This window comes from Bradyrhizobium diazoefficiens (genome assembly GCF_016616235.1).
GTDB classification, from domain to species: domain Bacteria; phylum Pseudomonadota; class Alphaproteobacteria; order Rhizobiales; family Xanthobacteraceae; genus Bradyrhizobium; species Bradyrhizobium diazoefficiens_H.
The window spans coordinates 921028-941597 of sequence record NZ_CP067100.1 but is presented as its reverse complement, the minus strand read 5'-3'; the positions used below and the strand labels follow the sequence as shown (position 1 = coordinate 941597).

The following is a 20570-nucleotide window of genomic DNA, read 5'->3' as shown; positions in this document are numbered from 1 at the left end:
GCACGCTTTGCGCCTCGCCCGCCAATCGGATAGAACGCAGGCCGCGTTCATCCCGCCAGCGAGATCGTGACATGACCGACATCTCCCCGCTCGACCAGGCCCGCATCCTGTCCGAAGCGCTGCCGCATATGCAGCAGTATGACGAGGAAACCATCGTCATCAAATATGGCGGCCATGCCATGGGCGACGAGGAAACCGCGAAGAACTTTGCCCGCGATATCGTGCTGCTCGAGCAGACCGCGATCAATCCGGTCGTGGTGCATGGCGGCGGGCCGCAGATCGCGACCATGCTCAAGCGTCTCGGCATCCAGTCGGAATTTGCCGCCGGCCTGCGCATCACCGATGCCGCGACCATCGAGATCGTCGAGATGGTGCTGGCCGGCTCCGTCAACAAGCAGATCGTCGGCTATATCAACGAAGCCGGCGGCAAGGCCGTGGGACTCTCGGGCAAGGACGGCAACATGGTGAAGGCGGCGAAGACGACGCGCACCATCATCGATCCGGATTCGCATATCGAGAAGGCGATCGATCTCGGGTTCGTCGGCGACCCCGAGAAGGTCGACCTCACTCTGCTCAACCAGCTGATCGGCTACGAGCTGATCCCGGTGCTGGCGCCATTGGCAACCTCCAAGGAAGGGCTGACGCTGAACGTCAACGCCGACACCTTTGCCGGCGCGGTTGCCGGCGCGTTGAAGGCCAAGCGCCTGTTGCTGCTCACCGACGTGCCGGGCGTGCTCGACAAGTCGAAGAAGCTGATCCCGCAATTGTCGGTGAAAGACGCGCGAAAACTGATCGCCGACGGCACCATTTCCGGCGGCATGATCCCGAAGGTCGAGACCTGCATCTACGCGCTCGAACAGGGTGTCGAAGGCGTCGTCATCATCGACGGCAAGATGCAGCATGCGGTGCTGCTCGAGCTCTTCACCAACCAGGGCACGGGCACGCTGATCCACAAGTGATGAGCGCGCGGCCAGGAACGGAGTCGGGAGAGCGGCGGCCTCGCCGCTCGGCCCTCACGCGCTTCCTGATGACACTGCCGGCCGCGGCTGTCTCTTATCTCTTCTCCTCCGCACCGGCCTTCGCCGACCTCAAGATCTGCAACCGCATGTCTTATGTCGTCGAGGCCGCGATCGGCATCGACGACAAGGCGGCGACCGCGACGCGCGGCTGGTTCAGGATCGATCCTGCCACCTGCCGCGTCGTGGTGCAGGGCACGCTGTCCGCCGACCGCATCCTGCTCAACGCCCGCGCGCTCGGCGTCTATGGCGCTTCCCCGATCCCACAGAACGGCAGCGACATGCTGTGCGTGGCGCAGGACAATTTCGTCATCGCCGCGGCGCGGCAATGCCGCAGCGGCCAGACGCAAGTCCCCTTCACGCAGGTGACGCCGACGCAAGGCGCAGACGGCAATCTGGTCTCCTATCTCGCCGAGGATTCCGAATATGACGACGAGCAGGCGCGCCTTGCCGGCATCCAGCGCCTGCTGGTGATCATCGGCTACGACGTCGGCGCGATCGACGGCGTCGACGGACCGAAGACGCAAGCCGCGCTGGCCGCGTTCCTGAAGAGCCGCGGCCTGTCGTCCGACGCCGTATCGTCGCCGAATTTCTTCAAGACCATGGTCGATGCGACGCAGACGCCGTCGCCGAGCGGCCTGACCTGGTGCAACGACACGCCGCACAAGGTGATGGCAGCGGTCGCCACCGACGACGGCAAATCGGTGACGAGCCGCGGCTGGTATCGCATCGATCCCAAGACCTGCCTGCATCCCGATGTCGCGGGCACGCCGAAGCAGATCTTCAGCTTCGCGGAGGCGCTCGATGCCGACAACCGCATCATCAAGCTGAAGGACAAGCCGCTGAACTGGGGCGGCGACAAGCAGCTCTGCACGCGCGAGACCAAATTCGAGACCAACGAGCAGACCGATTGCGGCGCGCGCGGGTTTGTAGCGACGGGCTTTGGTGCCGTGGACATGTCGAGCGGCGGCAAAACGCTGCGCTTTTCGGTGCCGTGATTGAGAGAGTTGTCATGAAATCGCTCCGCGCCTTCACCCATGTCGACACCTGGGTGTTCGACCTCGACAACACGCTCTATCCGCATCACGTCAATCTGTGGCAGCAGGTCGATGCGCGGATCGGGGAATTCGTGTGCAACTGGCTGAATGTCGGTCCTGAGGAAGCGCGCAATATCCAGAAGGACTATTACCGGCGCTTCGGCACCACCATGCGCGGCATGATGACCCTGCATGGCGTCTCCGCCGACGATTATCTCGCCTATGTGCACAAGATCGACCACTCCCCGCTGGAGCCGAACCCGCAGCTCGGCGCAGCCATCGCCAAGCTGCCGGGGCGCAAGCTGATCCTGACCAACGGCTCGGTGGACCATGTCGACGCCGTGCTGGCGCGGCTCGGCCTCGGCAGCCACTTCGACGGCGTGTTCGACATCATCGCGGCCGGCTTCGAGCCGAAGCCGGCGCCGCAGACCTATCAAAAATTCCTCGCCGACCATGCGGTCGATCCGACCCGGGCCGCGATGTTCGAGGACCTCGCCCGCAACCTCACCGTCCCGCACGCGCTCGGCATGACCACCGTGCTGGTGGTGCCCGACGGCACCAAGGAAGTGGTGCGCGAGGACTGGGAGCTGGAAGGGCGCGATGCCGCCCATGTCGACCACGTCACGGATGATCTGACGGGGTTTTTGGCGGGGTTGCCCCACCCCAAGTAGCTGTCATACCCCGCGAAAGCGGGGTCCAGTAATCACCGCTGTCTCGATTCATCACGACCGCTGCGGCGTACTGGATCACCCGCTTTCGCGGGTGATGACAGCGAACCAAGCTTGACTCTCCCCGCCCAAATCCCGAAAAAGCGCCCCAATCCATCAAAATTCCCGCCTGCCACTGAGGAAATCCCGATGTCCCTGTCCGCCCTCGAATCCACCATCAACAGCGCCTTCGACGCGCGTGACGGCATCTCGACCTCGACCAGGGGCGAGGTGCGCGAGGCGGTGGAGCAGGCGCTGGAGACCTTGGACAAGGGCGAGGCCCGCGTCGCCGAGCGCGGCGCTGACGGCAAGTGGAAGGTCAATCAATGGCTGAAGAAGGCGGTGCTGCTGTCGTTCCGCCTCAACGACATGGGCGTCATTCCCGGCGGCCCCGGCAAGGCGAGCTGGTGGGACAAGGTGCCCTCGAAGTTCGAAGGCTGGGGCGAGAACCGCTTTCGCGACGCCGGTTTCCGCGCGGTGCCGGGCGCGGTGGTGCGCCGCTCCGCCTTCATCGCCAGAAACGTCGTGCTGATGCCGTCCTTCGTCAATCTCGGCGCTTATGTCGATGAGAGCACCATGGTCGACACCTGGGCCACCGTCGGCTCCTGCGCGCAGATCGGCAAGCGCGTGCACATCTCGGGCGGCGCCGGCATCGGCGGCGTGCTCGAGCCGCTGCAGGCCGAGCCCGTCATCATCGAGGACGACTGCTTCATCGGCGCGCGCTCCGAGGTCGCCGAGGGCGTGATCGTGCGCAAGGGCGCGGTGCTGGCAATGGGCGTGTTCCTGGGTGCCTCGACCAAGATCGTCGACCGCGAGACCGGCGAGATCTTCATGGGCGAAGTGCCGGAATATTCCGTCGTCGTTCCCGGCGCGCTGCCCGGCAAGCCGATGAAGAACGGCCAGATCGGCCCGAGCACCGCCTGCGCCGTGATCGTCAAGCGCGTCGACGAGCGCACGCGCGCCAAGACCAGCATCAACGAGCTGCTGCGGGATTGATCGGCGCGCATGACCGACGCTCTCTCGATTGCCCGCGATCTCATCCGCTGCCCCTCGGTAACCCCGAACGATGCCGGTGCACTGGGGGTGCTCGAAACAGCCCTCACCGCAGCCGGTTTCATTTGCCACCGCGTCACGTTCAGCGAAGAAGGCACCGCGGACGTCGACAATCTCTATGCGCGGATCGGCACTGACGGCCCGCACCTCACCTTTGCCGGCCACACCGACGTGGTGCCGCCCGGCGACGAGAGCGCCTGGAGCGTCGGTGCATTCTCGGGCGAGGTGAAGGACGGCTTCCTGCACGGCCGCGGCGCGGTCGACATGAAGGGCGGCATCGCCTGCTCGGTCGCAGCCGTTCTGGAGCATCTTGCCGCCAATGGCGGCAAGCCGCGCGCGGACGGGACGGGCTCGATCTCGTTCCTGATCACCGGCGATGAGGAAGACGTTTCCATCAACGGCACGATCAAGCTGCTGAAATGGGCCGCCGAGCGCGGCGAGAAATTCGATCATTGCGTGCTGGGCGAGCCCTCCAATGTCGAGACGCTCGGCGACACCATCAAGGTTGGCCGTCGCGGCTCGCAATCCGGCACGCTCGTCGTCGAGGGCGTGCAGGGCCATGTCGCCTATCCGCACCGCGCCTCCAATCCGGTGCCGGATATTTCGCGGCTGATCGTGGCGATCTCGGACGAGCCGCTCGACCACGGCAGCGCGCAATTCCAGGCCTCCAATCTCGAGTTCACTTCAGTTGACGTCGGCAACAAGGCCAGCAACGTCATCCCCGGCGAGGCCCGCGCAAAGTTCAACATCCGCTACAACGACAACCATACGCAAGCGAGCCTGCGTGAACTGGTCGAGACCCGCCTTGCAAAAGCCTGCGGCAACCGCATCCGCGCTCGCATCGTCTGGGAGCCCTCGAACTCGAACGTGTTCGTGACCAAGCCGGGCCCGTTCACCGATCTCGCGGTCTCCGCAATCGAAGAGGTGACGGGGCGGAAGCCGGAGCTGTCGACGAGTGGCGGCACGTCGGATGCGCGCTTCATCTCGAGCTATTGCCCGGTGATCGAGTTCGGCCTGGTCGGCCAGACCATGCACCAGGTCGACGAGCGCGTGCCGGTGAGGGATCTGGAGAAGCTGACGAAGGTGTATCGCGGGATATTGGCAAGGTATTTTGGGTAGGGCGCTTCCGCCTCCACAAATATCGCTGTCATCGCCCGCGAAGGCGGGCGATCCAGTATTCCAGAGACTCCCGTGATTGAGCCGAGAGGCCGCGGCGTACTGGATGCCCCGCCTTCGCGGGGCATGACACCAATGGTGGGGCAAGAGCATCCGCCTCTCGCCTAATAATCCACCCTCATCAGGTACAGCCCCTCCGGCGGGGCGACGATGCCGCAGGCGGCGCGGCTTCGGGCTGCGAGCGCGGCGGAGAGATCGTCCGCGCTCCAACGGCCCTCGCCGACCCAGACCAGCGAGCCCACCATCGAGCGCACCTGGCTGTGCAGGAACGAGCGCGCCGAGGTGAGAATCGTGATCTCGCGGCCGTCGCGCAGCACGTCGAGCTGGTCGAGCGTCTTCTCCGGCGACTTCGCCTGGCACTCGGTGTCGCGAAACGTGGTGAAATCGTGTTTGCCGAGCAGGCGTTGGGCTGCCGCATGCATCGCGTCGGCATCGAGCTTGCGCGGCACGCGCCAGGCGTGGCCGGCGTCGAGCGCGAGATTGGCGCGGGTGTTGATGACGCGGTAGCGGTAATGGCGCTTGATGGCCGAGAAGCGCGCTTCGAACGTGTCAGGCACGATCTCGGCGTCCAGCACAGCGATCGGATGCGGGCGCAGATGCGCGTTGAGCCCGTCGCGAAAACGCCCCTGCGGAAACTGCTTGTCGACATCGACATGCGCGACCTGGCCGCGCGCGTGCACGCCGGCATCGGTGCGGCCGGCGCCATGCACCCGCGCGTCCGTTCCGGTCATCGCCTTCACCGCGGCTTCGAGCGCGCCCTGCACCGAAGGCAACGTGTCCTGCACCTGCCAGCCGAAGAACGGCGCGCCGTCATATTCGATGGTGAGCTTGTAGCGCGGCATCTTGTCCAATTTCGCTGTCATCGCCCGGCCTTGTGCGCAATTGCGCACAGGACCGGGCGATCCAGTACTCCGAGACATCTCTGTTCAGCCGAGAAGTCTCGGCGTACTGGATACCCCGCCTTCGCGGGGTATGACAGCGTCACGTGAATTTAGCTCCTGCCTTCAGCGGCACGCCGCGCAGGAAGTCTGCCGCCTGCATCCGCGCCTTGCCTTCGCGCTGCAGCTCGATGATACGGATCGCGCCCTCGCCGCAGGCGATGGTGAGCTGATCGTCCAGCACCGCTCCCGGCTCGCCCGATCCCTTTGCCAGTTCGCAACGCAGGATTTTTACGCGCGCGTTCTCACTCACGCCAGTGAGCTCGGCCCAGGCGCCGGGAAACGGCGACAGGCCATGGATGTGCCGCAGCACCGCGTGCGCGGGCCTGGTCCAGTCGATGCGGGCCTCGGCCTTGTCGATCTTGGCGGCATAGGTGACGCCGTCCTCGCTCTGCTTTGTGAGCTGGAGAGTGCCGCGTTCGAGCGCAGCCATGGCGCGCACCATCAGGTCGGCGCCGAGGCGGGAGAGGCGATCGTGCAGGTCGGCCGCGGTCATCGTGTCGGTGATCGGAAGCCGCTCGGCCATGGCGACGTCGCCGGTATCGAGGCCAACATCCATCTTCATCACCATCACGCCGCTCGCGGCATCGCCTGCCATGATCGCGCGGTTGATGGGCGCGGCGCCGCGCCAGCGCGGCAGCAGCGAGGCATGCAGATTATAGCAGCCGAGCTTTGGCGCATCGAGGATCGCCTGCGGCAGGATCATGCCATAGGCGACGACGACGGCGGCGTCGGCGCCAAAGGCGCGGAATTCGTCCAGCGCTTCCTCGGTCTTCAGCGTCTTCGGCGTCAACACGGGAATGCCGAGCTTTCGCGCGGCTTCCTCGACCGGGGTTGGCTGCAATTGCAGGCCGCGCCGCCCGCCCGGCTTCGGCGCGCGGGTGTAGACCGCCGCGATCTCGTGGCCATGCGCGACCAGCTCGAGCAGCGTCGGCACGGAGAAATCGGGCGTGCCCATGAAAATCAGGCGGAGGGGCATGTGACGAGACAATCCTCGGACAGAGCAAGGTACTCGTCATGGCCGGGCTTGTCCCGGCCATCCACGTTCTTCCTGCTCGCGGCGGCGAAGAACGTGGATGCCCGGCACAAGGCCGGGCATGACGGCGGAGGATGTGGCTACTCCGCGCGCTTGGCGGCTTTCTCGAACTTCTTGATCACGCGGTCACGCTTGAGCTTTGACAGATAGTCGACGAACAGCACGCCGTTGAGATGATCGATCTCGTGCTGGATGCAGGTGGCGTAGAGGCCTTCGGCGTCCTCCTCGTGCAGCTTGCCGTCGAGATCCGTGAAACGCACGCGCACCTTCGCGGGCCGCTCGACCTCCTCGTAATATTCGGGAATCGAGAGGCAGCCTTCCTCGTAAGTGGACAGCTCCTCGGACGAGGCGATGATTTCCGGATTGATGAAGACGCGCGGCTCCGGATTGGTCTCGCCGTTCTCGTCGCGCTTGGCGAGGTCCATGGTGATCAGGCGCAGCGGCTGCGCGATCTGGATCGCGGCCAAGCCAATCCCGGGCGCGTCGTACATGGTCTCGAACATGTCGTCGGCAAGCTTGCGGATCTCCGGCGTGACCTTCTCGATCGGCTTGGAGACCAGACGCAGCTGCTTGTCGGGCAGGATGATGATTTCTCTAAGAGCCATGGCCGCGATTTAAGCCGCATGCCGGATGCGGTCAATGCGGCCAGGAACCCCGTTAACCCCTCGCTAACCATAAAACTTCGCCTTTCGTTAACCATAAAACTTAGGGGACGGTTAACCATAAGCGTTCGCTATTCGTTCGCGCATCACCGCGAATCGGCTAGAACACGGTCATGAACGAGATCATTTTCATGGCTGGCGACTGGCCGGTGCGCACCATCGATGCGCTCATCGGCTTCGGCGCACTGATCCTCATCCTGCTGATTGTCATCGCCGTCGTGATCGTACGCTCCGGGCGGCGCGGCGCGGAACTCGCGATGGCGAGTGCCATCCGCGCCGACGAGCTTGAGGAGCGCCTCGCCCAGGTGCTACGCGCCCAGAGCGAGGCCGCCGGCCGGGCCGATGCCATGACTCAGGCGCTGGCCGGCCGCCAGGCCGAGATGGCCCGCGCCGTCAATGAGCGGCTGGATTCGGTGACCCATCGGGTCGGCCAGTCCATGGAACACTCCACCCGCAACACCATGGAGAGCCTGCGCGCGCTGCACGAGCGGCTCGGCATCATCGACAACGCCCACAAAAACCTCACCGACCTCACCACGCAGGTGACGACCTTGCGCGACGTGCTCGCCAACAAGCAGTCGCGCGGCGCCTTCGGCCAGGCACGGATGGAGGCGATCGTCCAGGACGGCTTGCCGAAGGGGGCTTACGAATTCCAGTTCACGCTCTCGACCGGAAAACGGCCGGACTGCGTGGTGTTCCTGCCCGACCAGCGCCCGCTCTGCATCGACGCGAAATTTCCTCTTGAGGCGGTGACGGCGCTGCACGATGCCCGCACCGACGAGGAGCGGCGGGTGGCCACGCAGCGGCTGCGCGGCGACGTGATGAAGCACGTCAGCGACATCGCCGACAAATATCTCGTCACCGGCGAGACCCAGGAGATGGCGCTGATGTTCGTGCCGTCGGAATCGGTCTACGCCGAGATCCATGACGGTTTCGACGACGTGATCCAGAAGGCCTATCGTGCCCGCGTGGTGCTGGTCTCGCCCTCGCTGCTGATGCTCGCGATCCAGGTGATGCAGCAGATCATGAAGGACGCGCGCATGCGCGATGCCGCCGACCAGATCCAGACCGAAGTGATCAAGCTCGGCGACGACCTCGGCCGCCTGCGCGAGCGCGTGCTCAAGCTCCAGAAGCATTTTGCCGACGCCAACGAGGACGTCCGCCAGATACTCATCTCCGCCGACAAGATCGAGAAGCGCGCAGGCCGAATCGAGGAGCTCGATTTCAGCAAGACCGATGCGCCGGCGGAAGCACCGCGGCTGGTGGCGACTGGGGCCGCCGAGCTGTTCCCGAGGAAGCTTCAGGCGGGGGAGTGACACTGCGCTGAGATGCAGAGACTGCCGCCTCAATTACAGGTGTCGTCGCCCGGCTTGACCGGGCGACCCAGTATCCCAGAGACGGCGCATGGGCGAACGCTGCTACTACGTCTACATTCTCGCCAGTAAGATCGGCGGCACGCTCTACATCGGCGTGACGAACGATCTCATACGCCGCGTGGCAGAACACAAACTGAAGCTCATCAAGAGCTTCACGAAAGATTACGATGTCGTAAAGCTGGTCTATTTCGAGCAGTTCGACGACCCCGAGAATGCGATCAAGCGGGAGAAGCGGTTGAAGAAGTGGAAGCGCGACTGGAAGATCGCACTGATCGAGAAGGACAATCCGAACTGGAACGATCTTTACTCGGGGATCGCTGGTCCTCCCTAACTCCGGCCTCTGGAATACTGGGCGGATTCAACCGCTCGTCGCAACACTTCAGCAAAGGAGGTTGCGATGGAGAACTATGTGCGATCAGGTCGGCCCCGAGAGGCCCTACGAAGGCATTACAGACCGTTCTGGGCTGCGATTGCTTCGGGACGATCGAGCGAGGATGCTGCGGTTGAGGCCGGGGTGTCGCCGGCGATCGGAGTACGCTGGTTCCGGAGGGCAGGCGGTATGCCGCCAACACATTTATCGCGGTCGTCCAAGCCTGCATCGGAGCGCTACCTCTCGTTCGCGGAACGTGAGGAGATTGCCATCTTGCGTGCACAGGGTCATGGGGTGCGAGCCATCGCTCGTCGGCTCGATCGGCCTCCATGCACGATCTCTCGTGAACTCCGGCGCAATGTGGCGCGCCGCCACGGTGCTCCAGAGTACCGAGCGACCACAGCACAATGGCACGCTGATCGGTCTGCCCGACGGCCCAAGTTGGCGAAGTTGGCCGTCAATCCGGCCCTGCGGGATTATGTGCAGGACAGGCTTGCCGGTATGATCGCCAAGCCGGACGGGGAACTCCTCGTTGGCCCGAAGGTCGTGTGGAAGGGACGCCGGGCTGTGCATCGGCAAAACCGACGCTGGGCGAGGGCATGGAGCCCCGAACAGATTTCTCGGCGACTTCGGCTCGACTTTCCCGAGGATGAGGCGATGCGCATCAGTCACGAGGCGATCTATCAGGCGCTTTATGTGCAGGGTCGAGGAGCTTTGCGCCGCGAACTGACGGCCTGCTTGCGCACCGGGCGGGCATTGCGGATGCCGAGAGCGCGCGTCCGTAAAGGCCGAAGCTTCATTCCTTCCGAGATCATGATCAGTCAGCGTCCGGCGGAGGCCGCTGATCGCGCGGTGCCGGGCCACTGGGAAGGTGACCTCATTATGGGTCTGGGAAGCTCCGCGATCGGCACCCTGGTGGAGCGTACGACCCGTTTTACCATCCTGTTGCATCTGCCGCGTATGACGGACCAGGAACGGGAAGCTGGGGTGAAAGGATCTGCACTCGCCGGACATGGCGCTGAAGCCGTGCGCGACGCCATCACCCGCGCAATCTTCACCATGCCCGAGCAACTGCGCCGGTCGCTGACCTGGGATCAAGGAGCTGAGTTGGCTCAGCATGCACGTCTGAGAATTGACGCAGGCGTGCAGGTCTACTTCTGCGACCCTCATAGCCCATGGCAGCGCGGCACCAACGAGAACACCAATGGGTTGCTGCGCCAGTACTTTCCCAAAGGGACCGATCTCAGCATGCACAACGCCGATGACCTTGAGGGCGTCGCTCTTGCTCTCAATACCAGGCCTAGGAAAACCCTGGGCTGGAAAACACCAGCGGAAACTCTCGACCAATTGCTCCGAGTGAGCGATACACAGCGTGTTGCGACGAGCGATTGAATCCGCCCTGGATCGCCCGGTCAAGCCGGGCGACGACACCTCCCTTGTGGCGGCCAGAATCTGCTAACACCTCCCCATGACCGCACCCGAGGCGACCTCCCCTGCTGCGACCGCCGCCCCTGCGACCTCCTGGCGCGAGGGCCTTGCCGTGTACCTGCAGCCGCGGGTGCTGATCGTGCTGTTCCTCGGCTTCTCCTCCGGCCTGCCGCTGGCGCTGTCGGGATCGACGCTGCTGGTGTGGATGCGCGAGGCCGGGGTCGATCTCAAGACGATCGGGCTGTTTGCGCTGGTCGGCACGCCCTACACGCTGAAATTCCTGTGGGCGCCGTTGGTGGATGCGCTGCATGTGCCGCTGTTCACCCGCGCGTTCGGACGGCGGCGCGGCTGGCTGCTGTTCTCGCAACTGCTGCTGATCATCGCAATCCTGCTGCTGGCGCTCACCGATCCCGCGCGCTCGCCGTTCTACGTCGCGCTCGGCGCGCTGCTGGTGGCGACGACATCGTCGACGCAGGACATCGTGGTCGACGCCTTCCGCGTCGAGAGCCTGCCCGAGAGCGAGCAGGCCGCCGGCATGGCGGCTTATGTCGCGGCCTACCGCATCGGCATGCTGGTCTCGACCGCAGGCGCACTGTTCATCGTCTCGGGCTTCGAGGGCACCGGCATCCCGCGTGCGTCGGCCTGGATGTGGGGCTATGTGGTGATGGCGGCGATGGTGCTGATCGGGACGATCACGGCGCTGACCGCAACCGAGCCCGAGCAATCGGTCCGGGCGGAAGCCGCGACGCAAACGGAGACTGCGTTCACGCGCGTGCTGCACGCCGCGATCGGCGCCTTCTCGGAATTCCTGTCGCGCAAGGACGCAGCTGCCGCGCTCGCCTTCGTCGTGCTGTTCAAGTTCACCGATGCTTTCTCCGGCACGATGACGGCACCGTTCGTGATCGACCTTGGCTTTTCCCGCAACGACTACGCAGCGATCGTGAAAGGCGTTGGCCTCGCCGCAACGCTGATCGGCGGCTTCGCCGGCGGATTTGTCGCGCGGCGCTACTCGCTCGCCGCATCGCTCTGGATCGGCGGCGTGGTGCAGGCGCTGGCCAATTTGACCTTCTCCTGGCTCGCCGTGGTCGGCACCAACCAGTGGGCGCTGGCGCTCGCCATCTGCGCCGAGAATTTCACCAGCGCCATCGGCACCGTGATCTTCGTCGCCTATCTTTCGGCGCTCTGCCAGAACCCGCTGCACACGGCGACGCAATATGCGCTGCTCACCGCGCTTGCGGCGGTCGGGCGGACGTATCTGTCGTCGGGTGCCGGCTTCGTAGCGGATACGACCGGCTGGCCGCTGTTCTTCGTGATCTGCGTGCTGGTGGCAATCCCAAGCCTGGTGCTGCTGGCGTGGCTGCAGAAGCGCAGGCATTTTGAGACGCTGGGGCCGGTGAGGGTGTAGGACTCGCCTCTCTCCTCGTCATTGCGCGCGAAGCGAAGCAATCCAGACTGCCGCTGCGGAAATAGTTGGGATTGCTTCGTCGCAAGGGCTCCCCGCAATGACGGCCGAGAGAGCCGTCGCGCCTCCTACTGCTTCCTGATCAAACTCCATTTCGTCACCACGGCCTCGCTCATCTGGCCGGGATCGCTGGCGCAGGCGACCTCATCGACCTTGACCGAGATCGCCTTGCCGACGAACGATTTCAGCTGTGCGGCCTGCGCGTCGCTGGAGGTGACGAGCTGGAAGGTCTCAGGGCCGGTCTCGAGATTGCACAGCCCGTTCGGCGCCGGCAGGCGGCGCGGCTCGGAGGTGATCTGATAGGTCGCGATCCGCTTGCCACCGTTCTTGACGTCACGCACTTTCAGTGCATTCAGCTCGCCCGAAAGCACGTCGCCATTGTTGATCGGCTTGCCGGGCTTGGGCGCCGGCGGCGCCTCGTCGTCCCGTTGCGCGGAGACGGCCGGGGTCACCAGCGTTATCATCGTCGCGACCAAAGCCAATCGTGTGGCGAAAAGTTTCGTCATGTCGTCCGTTCCGTAAAGTCTGGATGGCTAGAACAGCGTCCGCTGCCGCATGGCGGCCGATAGCGTACCTTCATCGAGATAATCAAGCTCGCCGCCGACGGGCACACCGTGCGCGAGTCGGGTTACTTTTACGTTGGCGTCCTGAAGCAGGTCGGTGATGTAGTGCGCCGTGGTCTGGCCGTCGACGGTCGCATTCAGCGCCAGAATGATCTCGTGCACCTCGGCCGCATGCGCGCGCGCCACCAGCGCATCGATGGTGAGGTCCTGCGGGCCGACGCCGTCGAGCGGCGACAAGGTCGCACCCAGCACGTGATAGCGACCCTGGGTCGCGTTGGCCCGCTCCAGCGCCCAGAGATCGGCGACATCGGCGACGACGACGATGATAGAGGGATCGCGCCTCGGATCGGTGCAGACGGTGCAGGGATTTTGCGTGTCGATGTTGCCGCAGGTCTTGCAGACCTCGACCTTGTCGAGCGCGACCTGCAAGGCCGAGGACAGGGGCATCATCAGCGCTTCGCGCTTCTTGATCAGATGCAGCGCCGCGCGCCGCGCCGAACGCGGACCGAGGCCCGGCAGCCGCGCCAGAAGCTGGACCAGCCGCTCAATTTCAGGACCTGCAACCGCGCCCATCTTACTGGCCGAACAGCCCCGGCGGCAGGCCGAGCCCGCCGGTGAGCGACTGCATCTTCTCCTGCATCGCCGCCTCCGCCTTGCGGCGGGCATCGCTCAAGGCGGTAACGAGCAGATCTTCCAGCACCTCGCGCTCTTCGGCCTTCATCAGCGAGGGATCGATCTTCACGCCCTTCACGTCCATCTTCGCGGTCATACGCACGGCGACGAGACCGCCGCCCGAGATGCCCTCGACTTCGACGTTGGCGAGCTGCTCCTGCATCTCCTGCATCTTGGATTGCAGCTGCGCCGCCTGCTTCATCATGCCGAGAAAATCAGCCATGGGTGCTTGTCCTCAAAACTGGCTCAGAGATCGTCGTCGGTATCGGAACCGTCGGGCGGATCGTCACTGCCATAGTCCGCGTTAATATTGGATTCCGGCGTCTCGGGGGCAAGCCTGCGGACCTCGACGACCTTCGATCCCGGGAAGCGCGACAGCACCTCCTGCACGCGCGGATCGGCCTCGGCGGTGCGTGCATGCTCCTGCTTCGCCGCCTGGTTCACCGAACGCAGCGTCGGCTGGCCCTGCTCGTTGGAGACGATCACCGTCCAGCGGCGGCCGGTCCAGAGCTCGAATTTCTTGGCGAGCTCCGAGATCATGGTCTTGGAGGCGTTCGGCTCGAGCGCCACCTCCAGCCGGCCCTCCTCGAACCGGACGAGGCGCATGTCGCCTTCGAGTGCGCCCTTGGTCATGAGATCGCGCTTCTGCCCGGCGAGCGCGACGAGCTGGGTGAAGCTGGTGATGCGCAGCTGCGGTGCCGCACTTTGCGGATCCGGCGCGGGCGCCGCCATCTGCGGCCGGGCGCCGCCGCCGCCGAACGCAGTCGGTGACGAGGTCGGCATGCGAACAGGCGCGGCAGACGCAACCGGCGCCGCGGAGGCCGCCGGTGCGGACGGACCGCTGGCGCGCGCGGCGCTGCCGCCGCTCACGACCGGCGAGCCGCCGCCGTTCTGCTCCAGCATCCGAATCGCTTCATCTGGCGTCGGGAGATCAGCGACATAGGCGATGCGCACCAGCACCATCTCGGCGGCTGCGGCGGGACGCGTCGCGGCTTGCACCTCGGTGATGCCCTTGAGCAGCATCTGCCACATCCGCGACAGCACGCGCATCGAGATCTTCGCGGCAAAATCCCGCGCGCGCACGCGCTCGGTCTCGCCATAGGCGACGTTATCGGCGGTCGCCGGCACGATCTTGACGCGGGTGACGAAATTGACGAATTCGGCGAGATCCGAGAGCACGACGATCGGATCGGCCCCGACGTCATACTGGTCGCGGAACTCCTTGAACGCGGCAGCAATGTCGCCGCGCGCCAGCGAATCGAAGAGGTCGATGACGCGGGTGCGGTCGGCGAGGCCCAGCATCTGCCTGACCGCATCGGCCTTCACGGCACCGGCCGCATGCGCGATCGCCTGGTCCAGCAGCGACAGAGAGTCGCGCACGGAGCCTTCCGCGGCACGCGCGATGATGCCGAGCGCTTCCGGCTCGATCTCGACGCTTTCCTTCGCAGCGATATTGGCGAGGTGCTTCATCAGCACATCCGCGTCGACGCGGCGCAGGTCGAAGCGCTGGCAGCGCGACAGCACGGTGACCGGAACTTTGCGGATCTCGGTCGTCGCGAACACGAACTTGGCGTGCTCGGGCGGCTCCTCCAGCGTCTTCAGGAAGGCGTTGAACGCCGCCGTCGACAACATGTGGACTTCGTCGATGATGTAGACCTTGTAGCGGGCGCTGGCGGGAGCATAGCGCACGCTGTCATTGATCTGGCGGACGTCGTCAACGCCAGTGTGCGAGGCCGCGTCCATCTCCAGCACGTCCATGTGCCGGCTTTCCATGATGGCCTGGCAATGCACGCCCAAGGTCGGCATGTGAATGGTCGGCCCCTTCACCGAACCATCCGGCATCTCGTAGTTGAGCGCACGGGCCAGGATGCGCGCCGTGGTGGTCTTGCCGACACCGCGGACACCCGTGAGAATCCAGGCCTGCGGAATCCGTCCGGTCTCGAACGCATTGGAGACGGTGCGGACCACGGCCTCCTGGCCGATCAGATCGTCAAAAGAGGAGGGGCGATATTTGCGCGCCAGAACCCGGTAGGGCGTTGCCTGGCCGGCGCTATCAGAGTTGGGAGGGGCGCCAGCTTCAGTCATCGGTCGATCCGCAATGGAATGTCTCTCGGCCGGCTTTTGCGGAAAGGAGCGCGCTGGCGGAGGCCCGCCGGCGCAATTCGCTCGGAAAAACAGGTAGGAGACTGACGAGCGACCCGATCCGGACCTCGTTAGGGCTGCTTCCTTCCGGACCTGACCCGGTTGGCGAGTGGCTCGTCCACCGCCAATCTCCCGGTCCCTATTTGGGGCCAAAAGAGCGGGAAAGCAAGCGAGTATCGGCTCAAGCCGTCGGGGTTTGCCCAGCATCCGGGCAAATCCGGGTCTGCCCAGCCGATAGGCTGTGCTTTCGCTGATGGGACCGCCTTGCTAAGAACGCTGCTGGAACTCCATCCAACCAGAAAAGCGATTGATCCCAATGGTTACACGTCGTGATGTCGCATCGATTGTCGGACTTGGCGCGATGACCGCGGCCGCGCTCGCCTCTCCGGCCGTGGCCCAGACGGCCGATCCCAACGAGTCAACCTTCGCCCGCATCCGCCGCACCAAGAAGATGCGGATCGGCGCGGTCGGCGGCGGCGCGCCCTATTACATGAAGGATCTTTCCAGCGGCCAGTGGAAAGGCTTCTACATCGATATCGCCAAGGGGCTCGCCGACGACATGGAGGCCGAGCTCGAGATCACCGAAACCACCTGGGGCAATTCGGTACTCGACCTGCAGTCCAACAAGATTGATATCTTCTTCGGGCTCAACCCGACGCCGAAGCGCGCGCTGGTGGTCGATTTCTCGGTGCCGGTGTTCAACAACGCCTTTGGCATTCTCTGCAAGAAGGACTTCAAGCCGAAAAGCTGGGCCGAGCTGAACTCGCCCGACATCAAGATCGCGGTCGACCAGGGCTCCTCGCACGACCAGGTCGTCAGCCGCCTGACGCCGAAGGCGCAGATCTCGCGGCTGAAGACCGCCGACGATGCCACCGCCGCGCTGCAGACCGGCCGCGTCGACGCGCAGTGCCTGATCACCATGCTGTCGCTGACCGTGCTGAAGAAGAACCCGTCGCTCGGCCAGTTCGTGCTGCCGACGCCGATCTTCGCGACGACGTCGAACGCCGGCTTCCGCCGCGAGACCGACAAGACGTTCCGCGACTACGTCAACACCTGGATCGACTTCAACAAGGGCCTCGGCTTCATCCGCAATGCGATCATCACCAACATGGAGCTGGTGGGCGTGACGGAAGCAGACATTCCGCCGGGCGTTTCGCTGTAAGGTATCGCAAACTTGGGGCAGTCTCGATCCGCGCGCGCCGCTCCACTCCCTCTCCCGCTTGCGGGAGAGGGCTGGGGTGAGGGTGTCTCCTCTAGGGAGATTCCCCAAGAGGAGAGAGCCCTCACCCGGCGCTTCGCGCCGACCTCTCCCGCAAGCGGGAGAGGTGCAGCGAGCGCGCGGCTCGAACTTTCCAAGCCATTACGCGACTGAGGTCCGAAAGAGTATGTATCAGTGGGACTTCGGCATTCTCTGGAGCTATCGCTGGCTCTTCCTTAACGGGCTCGGCGTCACCGTCGGCTTCACCGTGGTCATCGTGGTGCTCGGCCTCGTCTTCGGCCTGTTCGGCGCGTTCGGCAGCCTGTCGCGCTTCAAGGCGGTGCGCCTCCTCGCCCTCACCTTCATCGAGGCGTTCCGCTGCACGCCGATCCTGGTGCAGCTGATCTGGTTCTATTACGCGCTGCCGATCCTCGCCGGTGTCGAGATGACGCCGATCACGGCCTCCGCGCTGGCCCTGTCGCTCTATGGCGGCTCGTTCTACTCGGAGATCATCCGCGGCGGCATCGTCTCGATCGACCGCGGCCAGTCCGAAGCCGGCGCCGCGCTCGGCATGACGCCGGGACAGACGATGCGGCGCATTGTGCTGCCACAGGCGATCAAGCGCATGATCCCGGCGCTGATGAACCAGTCGATCATCCAGTTCAAGAACACCTCGCTGGTCTCGGTGCTGGCGGTGCCTGACCTCGTTTATCAAAGCCAGGTCGCGGCCCATGACAGCTACCGGCCGCTGGAGACCTACACCGCGGTCGCGGTCGCCTATGCGGCGATCCTGATTCCGCTCACCATCATCGTCCGCCGCGGCGAGAAGCAACTGGCGGTCGGCGAATGAACGAGACGTCCAACAACACTTTGAAGATCGAGATCCGCAGCCTTCGCAAGAGCTTTGGCAGCAACGAGGTCCTCAAGAACATCAATCTCGACGTCGCCAAGGGCGGCGTCGTCGCGCTGATCGGGCCATCAGGCTCGGGCAAGTCGACGCTGCTCCGCTGCATCAATCTGCTGGTCGTGCCCGACGGCGGCAGCGTTCGCGTCGGCGACACGCACTTCCGGTTCGGGGAAGGCACCAAGCCGCCGGACGTGAGGACGCTGGCCAAATTTCGCGCCACCACAGGGATGGTGTTTCAGCATTTCAATCTGTTCCCGCACATGACGACGCTTCAGAACGTGATGGAGGGGCCAGTCACCGTGCGGCGGATGGCCAAGGCTGACGCCGAAAAGCTCGCGCGTGCGCAGCTTGCCAAGGTGGGCCTTGCTGAGAAGGCCGACCAATATCCCGCGACGCTCTCCGGCGGCCAGAAGCAGCGCGTTGCGATCGCGCGTGCGCTGGCGATGGAACCGGATGTCATGCTGTTCGACGAAGCCACCTCGGCGCTCGATCCCGAGCTGGTCGGCGAGGTGCTGAGCGTGATCCAGCAGCTGGCCTCCGAGGGCATGACCATGGTGATCGTGACCCATGAGATCGCCTTTGCCCGCGAGGTCGCCGACCGCCTCATCTTCATGCGCGACGGTGTCGTGGTCGAGGAAGGCCCGGCCCGGCAGGTGATCGATAATCCGCAAGCAGCCGCAACGCGCGCCTTCCTCAGCCATTTCCACCGCACCGGCGCGCTGCCGCCGGCCAACGCAACACCGTGATGCCCGATATCGATCGTGTCTATCTCGTCACTGGCGCCGCCAGCGGTATCGGCCGCGCCACCGCAAAGCTGCTCGCGGCGCCCGGCACCGCGTTGCTGTTGCACACGCGTTCGAACGCTGAAGGTCTCGGTGCGACGGCGGCGGAAGCTGAAGCGAGAGGTGCTGTGGTCGCGAAGTGCCTTGGCGACCTCGCGGAAGAGACTGCCGCCGCCAACGCCATTGCCGCCGCGCAAGCGGCCTTCGGTCGGATCGACGGATTGATTCTCGTCGGCGGCCATGCCCGCCGCGGCAGCGCGATCGGCACGCCGGCGGATCAATTCCGGCGGGCGATGGATGAATCGGCGCTGGCGTTCACGCGAATGGTCGAGGCCGCGCTTCCTTTGCTGCGTGCAGGACAGGACGCCCGGATCGTCGCAGTATCGTCTTTCGTGGCGCATGCGATCCGGCCCGAATTCGCGCCGTTCGCGGCGACAGCGGCGAGCCGCTCCGCGCTGGAAGCACTGGTGCGGCTGACCGCGATCGAGCTCGCCAGCGACGGCATCAGCGTCAACGCGGTTGCGCCCGGCCTCATCGTCAAGGACAAGCCGAGCGCGAGCCGGCTCTCGCCCGAGCAGATCGCCGCGACCGAGGCGCTGATCCCGATGCGCCGCCGCGGCCGCCCCGAGGAAGTCGCCGAGATCATCGCCTTCCTGGCATCACCGAAGGCGTCCTACGTCACCGGCCAGGTCTGGCACGTCAATGGAGGCCTGACATGAGCGAAGCGACCATCGAACGTCTCAGGCTGTTCCTGATCGAAAGCCCGATCAAGATGGCGCGCCTGCAGGGCGTCGGCAACGTCAAGGGCACGGTGAAGCGCGTGCTGCTCGAGCTGACGTCGAGCGACGGCGTGATCGGTTGGGGCGAGGCCGCGCCGTGGGAGGTGTTCACCGGAACGCCCGAGGCCGCCTTCTCCGCGCTCGATATCTATTTGCGGCCGGTCTTGCTCGGCAAGCCGGTGCGCCGCATCCGGGCGCTGATGGCGGAGCTCGACCGCGCGCTGGTCGGACATGCGGAAGCAAAAGTCGCGATCGAGATGGCGCTGCTCGACATCGTCGGCAAATCGTCGGGGCTGTCCGTCGCCGACCTCCTCGGCGGCCGCGTGCGCGACACCATTCCGCTCTCCTTCTCGATCGCCGATCCGGATTTTGCCGCCGATCTCGAGCGCATGCGGACAATGGTTCCAGACGGCAATGTCATCTACAAGGTCAAGACCGGCGTGAAGCCGCATCGCGAGGACCTCGATCACCTCGCAGCGATCCGCAAAGAATTCGGTGACAAGGTCGATCTGCGCGTCGACTACAACCAGGCGCTGGCGCCGTTCGGGGCCATCAAAATCCTGCGCGACGTCGAGGAATTTGCGCCGACCTTCATCGAGCAGCCGGTGCCGCGCAAATATCTCGACGTGATGGCGCAGCTCACCGCGGCCTTGGAAACGCCCGTGCTCGCCGACGAAAGCTGCTTCGACCGCCGCGACATGATGGAGGTGGCACGCCGCGAGGCGGCCGACGCCGTCTCGATCAAGCTGATGAAGGCGGGCGGCCTGTTCGAGGCGCAGGCGATCATGGCGATTGCCGACATCGCCGGCCTGCCCGGCTATGGCGGCACGCTGTGGGAAGGCGGCATTGGCCTTGCCGCCGGCACGCAGCTGATCGCGGCCACACCTGGCATCTCGCTCGGCTGCGAATTCTACATGCCGCATCACGTGCTGACCGAGGACGTACTGGAGGAGCGTGTGGCGAACCGCGCAGGCCATGTTGTGGTGCCGGATGGTCCTGGCCTCGGCATTCGCGTCAGCGAGGCTTCCGTCCGCGGCAATGCGCGGGTGATCGCGGAGGCGTAAAGAGGATTCGGCGGCGCGCTCCGCTTCACCTCACCCCGCTTGCGGGGAGAGGTCGGATCGCTCTTGCGATCCGGGTGAGGGGGTACAGGTCTCTCGACGGTGTCACGTGTGGAGAGAGGCCCCTCACCCAACCCTCTCCCCGTAAGAACGGGGAGAGGGAGAAGAAAGCGACGACCGCGTATGCAGCGGCAGCGGGGCCCAA

General features: G+C 65.0%; 21 protein-coding genes and 1 other RNA gene. 14 read left to right on the top strand and 8 right to left on the bottom strand.

Annotated features, from left to right (window positions below; translation table 11 throughout):
- Nucleotides 1-71: 71 nt before the first annotated feature.
- The 5 genes from argB to dapE all read left to right on the top strand — a co-directional run bounded on the left by argB (nt 72) and on the right by dapE (nt 4932).
- Nucleotides 72-959 (top strand): acetylglutamate kinase, encoded by an 888-nt coding sequence (argB, locus tag JJB99_RS04410; RefSeq protein WP_200497575.1) that lies wholly within the window; start codon nt 72-74, stop codon nt 957-959.
- A 68-nt stretch (nt 960-1027) separates the two neighbouring features.
- Entirely contained in the window at nt 1028-2014 is a 987-nt protein-coding gene (locus JJB99_RS04405) for a DUF1036 domain-containing protein (protein ID WP_200497574.1), read from the top strand.
- Between the two features lie 14 nt (nt 2015-2028).
- Nucleotides 2029-2724, top strand: a complete 696-nt coding sequence (locus JJB99_RS04400; protein ID WP_200497573.1) for a pyrimidine 5'-nucleotidase — start codon at nt 2029-2031, stop codon at nt 2722-2724.
- Nucleotides 2725-2910: 186 nt separating this feature from the next.
- Nucleotides 2911-3756, top strand: coding sequence for a 2,3,4,5-tetrahydropyridine-2,6-dicarboxylate N-succinyltransferase (dapD, locus tag JJB99_RS04395; RefSeq protein ID WP_200497572.1), 846 nt, complete (start codon nt 2911-2913; stop codon nt 3754-3756).
- A 9-nt stretch (nt 3757-3765) separates the two neighbouring features.
- Entirely contained in the window at nt 3766-4932 is a 1167-nt protein-coding gene (gene dapE, locus JJB99_RS04390; protein ID WP_200497571.1) for a succinyl-diaminopimelate desuccinylase, read from the top strand.
- Nucleotides 4933-5093: 161 nt separating this feature from the next.
- On the opposite strand, the gene truA is transcribed toward dapE, so the two are convergent.
- The 3 genes from truA to def form a co-directional block, all read right to left on the bottom strand.
- Nucleotides 5094-5831: a tRNA pseudouridine(38-40) synthase TruA gene (gene truA, locus JJB99_RS04385; RefSeq protein ID WP_200500043.1), complete on the bottom strand. Its 738-nt coding sequence runs from the start codon at nt 5829-5831 to the stop codon at nt 5094-5096.
- A gap of 139 nt (nt 5832-5970) precedes the next feature.
- A complete protein-coding gene (gene fmt, locus JJB99_RS04380; protein ID WP_200497570.1) occupies nt 5971-6906 on the bottom strand; it encodes a methionyl-tRNA formyltransferase in 936 nt (311 codons plus the stop codon).
- A 137-nt stretch (nt 6907-7043) separates the two neighbouring features.
- Nucleotides 7044-7568: a peptide deformylase gene (def, locus tag JJB99_RS04375; RefSeq protein ID WP_200497569.1), complete on the bottom strand. Its 525-nt coding sequence runs from the start codon at nt 7566-7568 to the stop codon at nt 7044-7046.
- A 170-nt stretch (nt 7569-7738) separates the two neighbouring features.
- Here def and JJB99_RS04370 point away from each other — a divergent pair, with 170 nt between their 5' ends.
- The 4 genes from JJB99_RS04370 to JJB99_RS04355 all read left to right on the top strand — a co-directional run bounded on the left by JJB99_RS04370 (nt 7739) and on the right by JJB99_RS04355 (nt 12204).
- Nucleotides 7739-8941, top strand: coding sequence for a DNA recombination protein RmuC (locus JJB99_RS04370; protein ID WP_200497568.1), 1203 nt, complete (start codon nt 7739-7741; stop codon nt 8939-8941).
- A gap of 88 nt (nt 8942-9029) precedes the next feature.
- Nucleotides 9030-9332, top strand: a complete 303-nt coding sequence (locus tag JJB99_RS04365; protein ID WP_200497567.1) for a GIY-YIG nuclease family protein — start codon at nt 9030-9032, stop codon at nt 9330-9332.
- Between the two features lie 66 nt (nt 9333-9398).
- Nucleotides 9399-10763 (top strand): IS30 family transposase, encoded by a 1365-nt coding sequence (locus tag JJB99_RS04360; protein WP_210347628.1) that lies wholly within the window; start codon nt 9399-9401, stop codon nt 10761-10763.
- Nucleotides 10764-10839: 76 nt separating this feature from the next.
- A complete protein-coding gene (locus JJB99_RS04355) occupies nt 10840-12204 on the top strand; it encodes an AmpG family muropeptide MFS transporter (protein ID WP_200497566.1) in 1365 nt (454 codons plus the stop codon).
- A gap of 125 nt (nt 12205-12329) precedes the next feature.
- Here the strand turns inward: JJB99_RS04355 and JJB99_RS04350 are convergent, their stop codons facing one another.
- From JJB99_RS04350 to ffs, 5 genes are all read right to left on the bottom strand, one after another.
- Entirely contained in the window at nt 12330-12767 is a 438-nt protein-coding gene (locus JJB99_RS04350) for a hypothetical protein (RefSeq protein ID WP_200497565.1), read from the bottom strand.
- A gap of 27 nt (nt 12768-12794) precedes the next feature.
- Nucleotides 12795-13397, bottom strand: a complete 603-nt coding sequence (recR, locus tag JJB99_RS04345; RefSeq protein ID WP_200497564.1) for a recombination mediator RecR — start codon at nt 13395-13397, stop codon at nt 12795-12797.
- Nucleotide 13398: 1 nt separating this feature from the next.
- Nucleotides 13399-13719: a YbaB/EbfC family nucleoid-associated protein gene (locus JJB99_RS04340; RefSeq protein ID WP_200497563.1), complete on the bottom strand. Its 321-nt coding sequence runs from the start codon at nt 13717-13719 to the stop codon at nt 13399-13401.
- Between the two features lie 23 nt (nt 13720-13742).
- Nucleotides 13743-15581: a DNA polymerase III subunit gamma/tau gene (locus JJB99_RS04335; RefSeq protein WP_200497562.1), complete on the bottom strand. Its 1839-nt coding sequence runs from the start codon at nt 15579-15581 to the stop codon at nt 13743-13745.
- A 93-nt stretch (nt 15582-15674) separates the two neighbouring features.
- An RNA gene (gene ffs, locus JJB99_RS04330) (signal recognition particle sRNA small type) lies at nt 15675-15771 on the bottom strand.
- 183 nt (nt 15772-15954) lie between these two features.
- Between ffs and JJB99_RS04325 the strand changes: the two genes are divergently transcribed.
- The 5 genes from JJB99_RS04325 (at nt 15955) to JJB99_RS04305 (ending at nt 20368) form a co-directional block, all read left to right on the top strand.
- Nucleotides 15955-16800 (top strand): transporter substrate-binding domain-containing protein, encoded by an 846-nt coding sequence (locus tag JJB99_RS04325; protein WP_200497561.1) that lies wholly within the window; start codon nt 15955-15957, stop codon nt 16798-16800.
- Nucleotides 16801-17023: 223 nt separating this feature from the next.
- Nucleotides 17024-17686 (top strand): amino acid ABC transporter permease, encoded by a 663-nt coding sequence (locus JJB99_RS04320; protein ID WP_200497560.1) that lies wholly within the window; start codon nt 17024-17026, stop codon nt 17684-17686.
- Nucleotides 17683-18489: an amino acid ABC transporter ATP-binding protein gene (locus tag JJB99_RS04315; RefSeq protein WP_200497559.1), complete on the top strand. Its 807-nt coding sequence runs from the start codon at nt 17683-17685 to the stop codon at nt 18487-18489. The genes JJB99_RS04320 and JJB99_RS04315 overlap by 4 nt, the downstream gene beginning before the upstream one ends.
- Nucleotides 18489-19244, top strand: coding sequence for an SDR family NAD(P)-dependent oxidoreductase (locus tag JJB99_RS04310; RefSeq protein WP_200497558.1), 756 nt, complete (start codon nt 18489-18491; stop codon nt 19242-19244). The genes JJB99_RS04315 and JJB99_RS04310 overlap by 1 nt, the downstream gene beginning before the upstream one ends.
- Nucleotides 19241-20368 carry a muconate cycloisomerase family protein gene (locus JJB99_RS04305; protein ID WP_200497557.1) on the top strand — a complete coding sequence of 376 codons (1128 nt, stop codon included), beginning with the start codon at nt 19241-19243 and terminating at the stop codon, nt 20366-20368. The genes JJB99_RS04310 and JJB99_RS04305 overlap by 4 nt, the downstream gene beginning before the upstream one ends.
- Nucleotides 20369-20570: the final 202 nt, after the last annotated feature.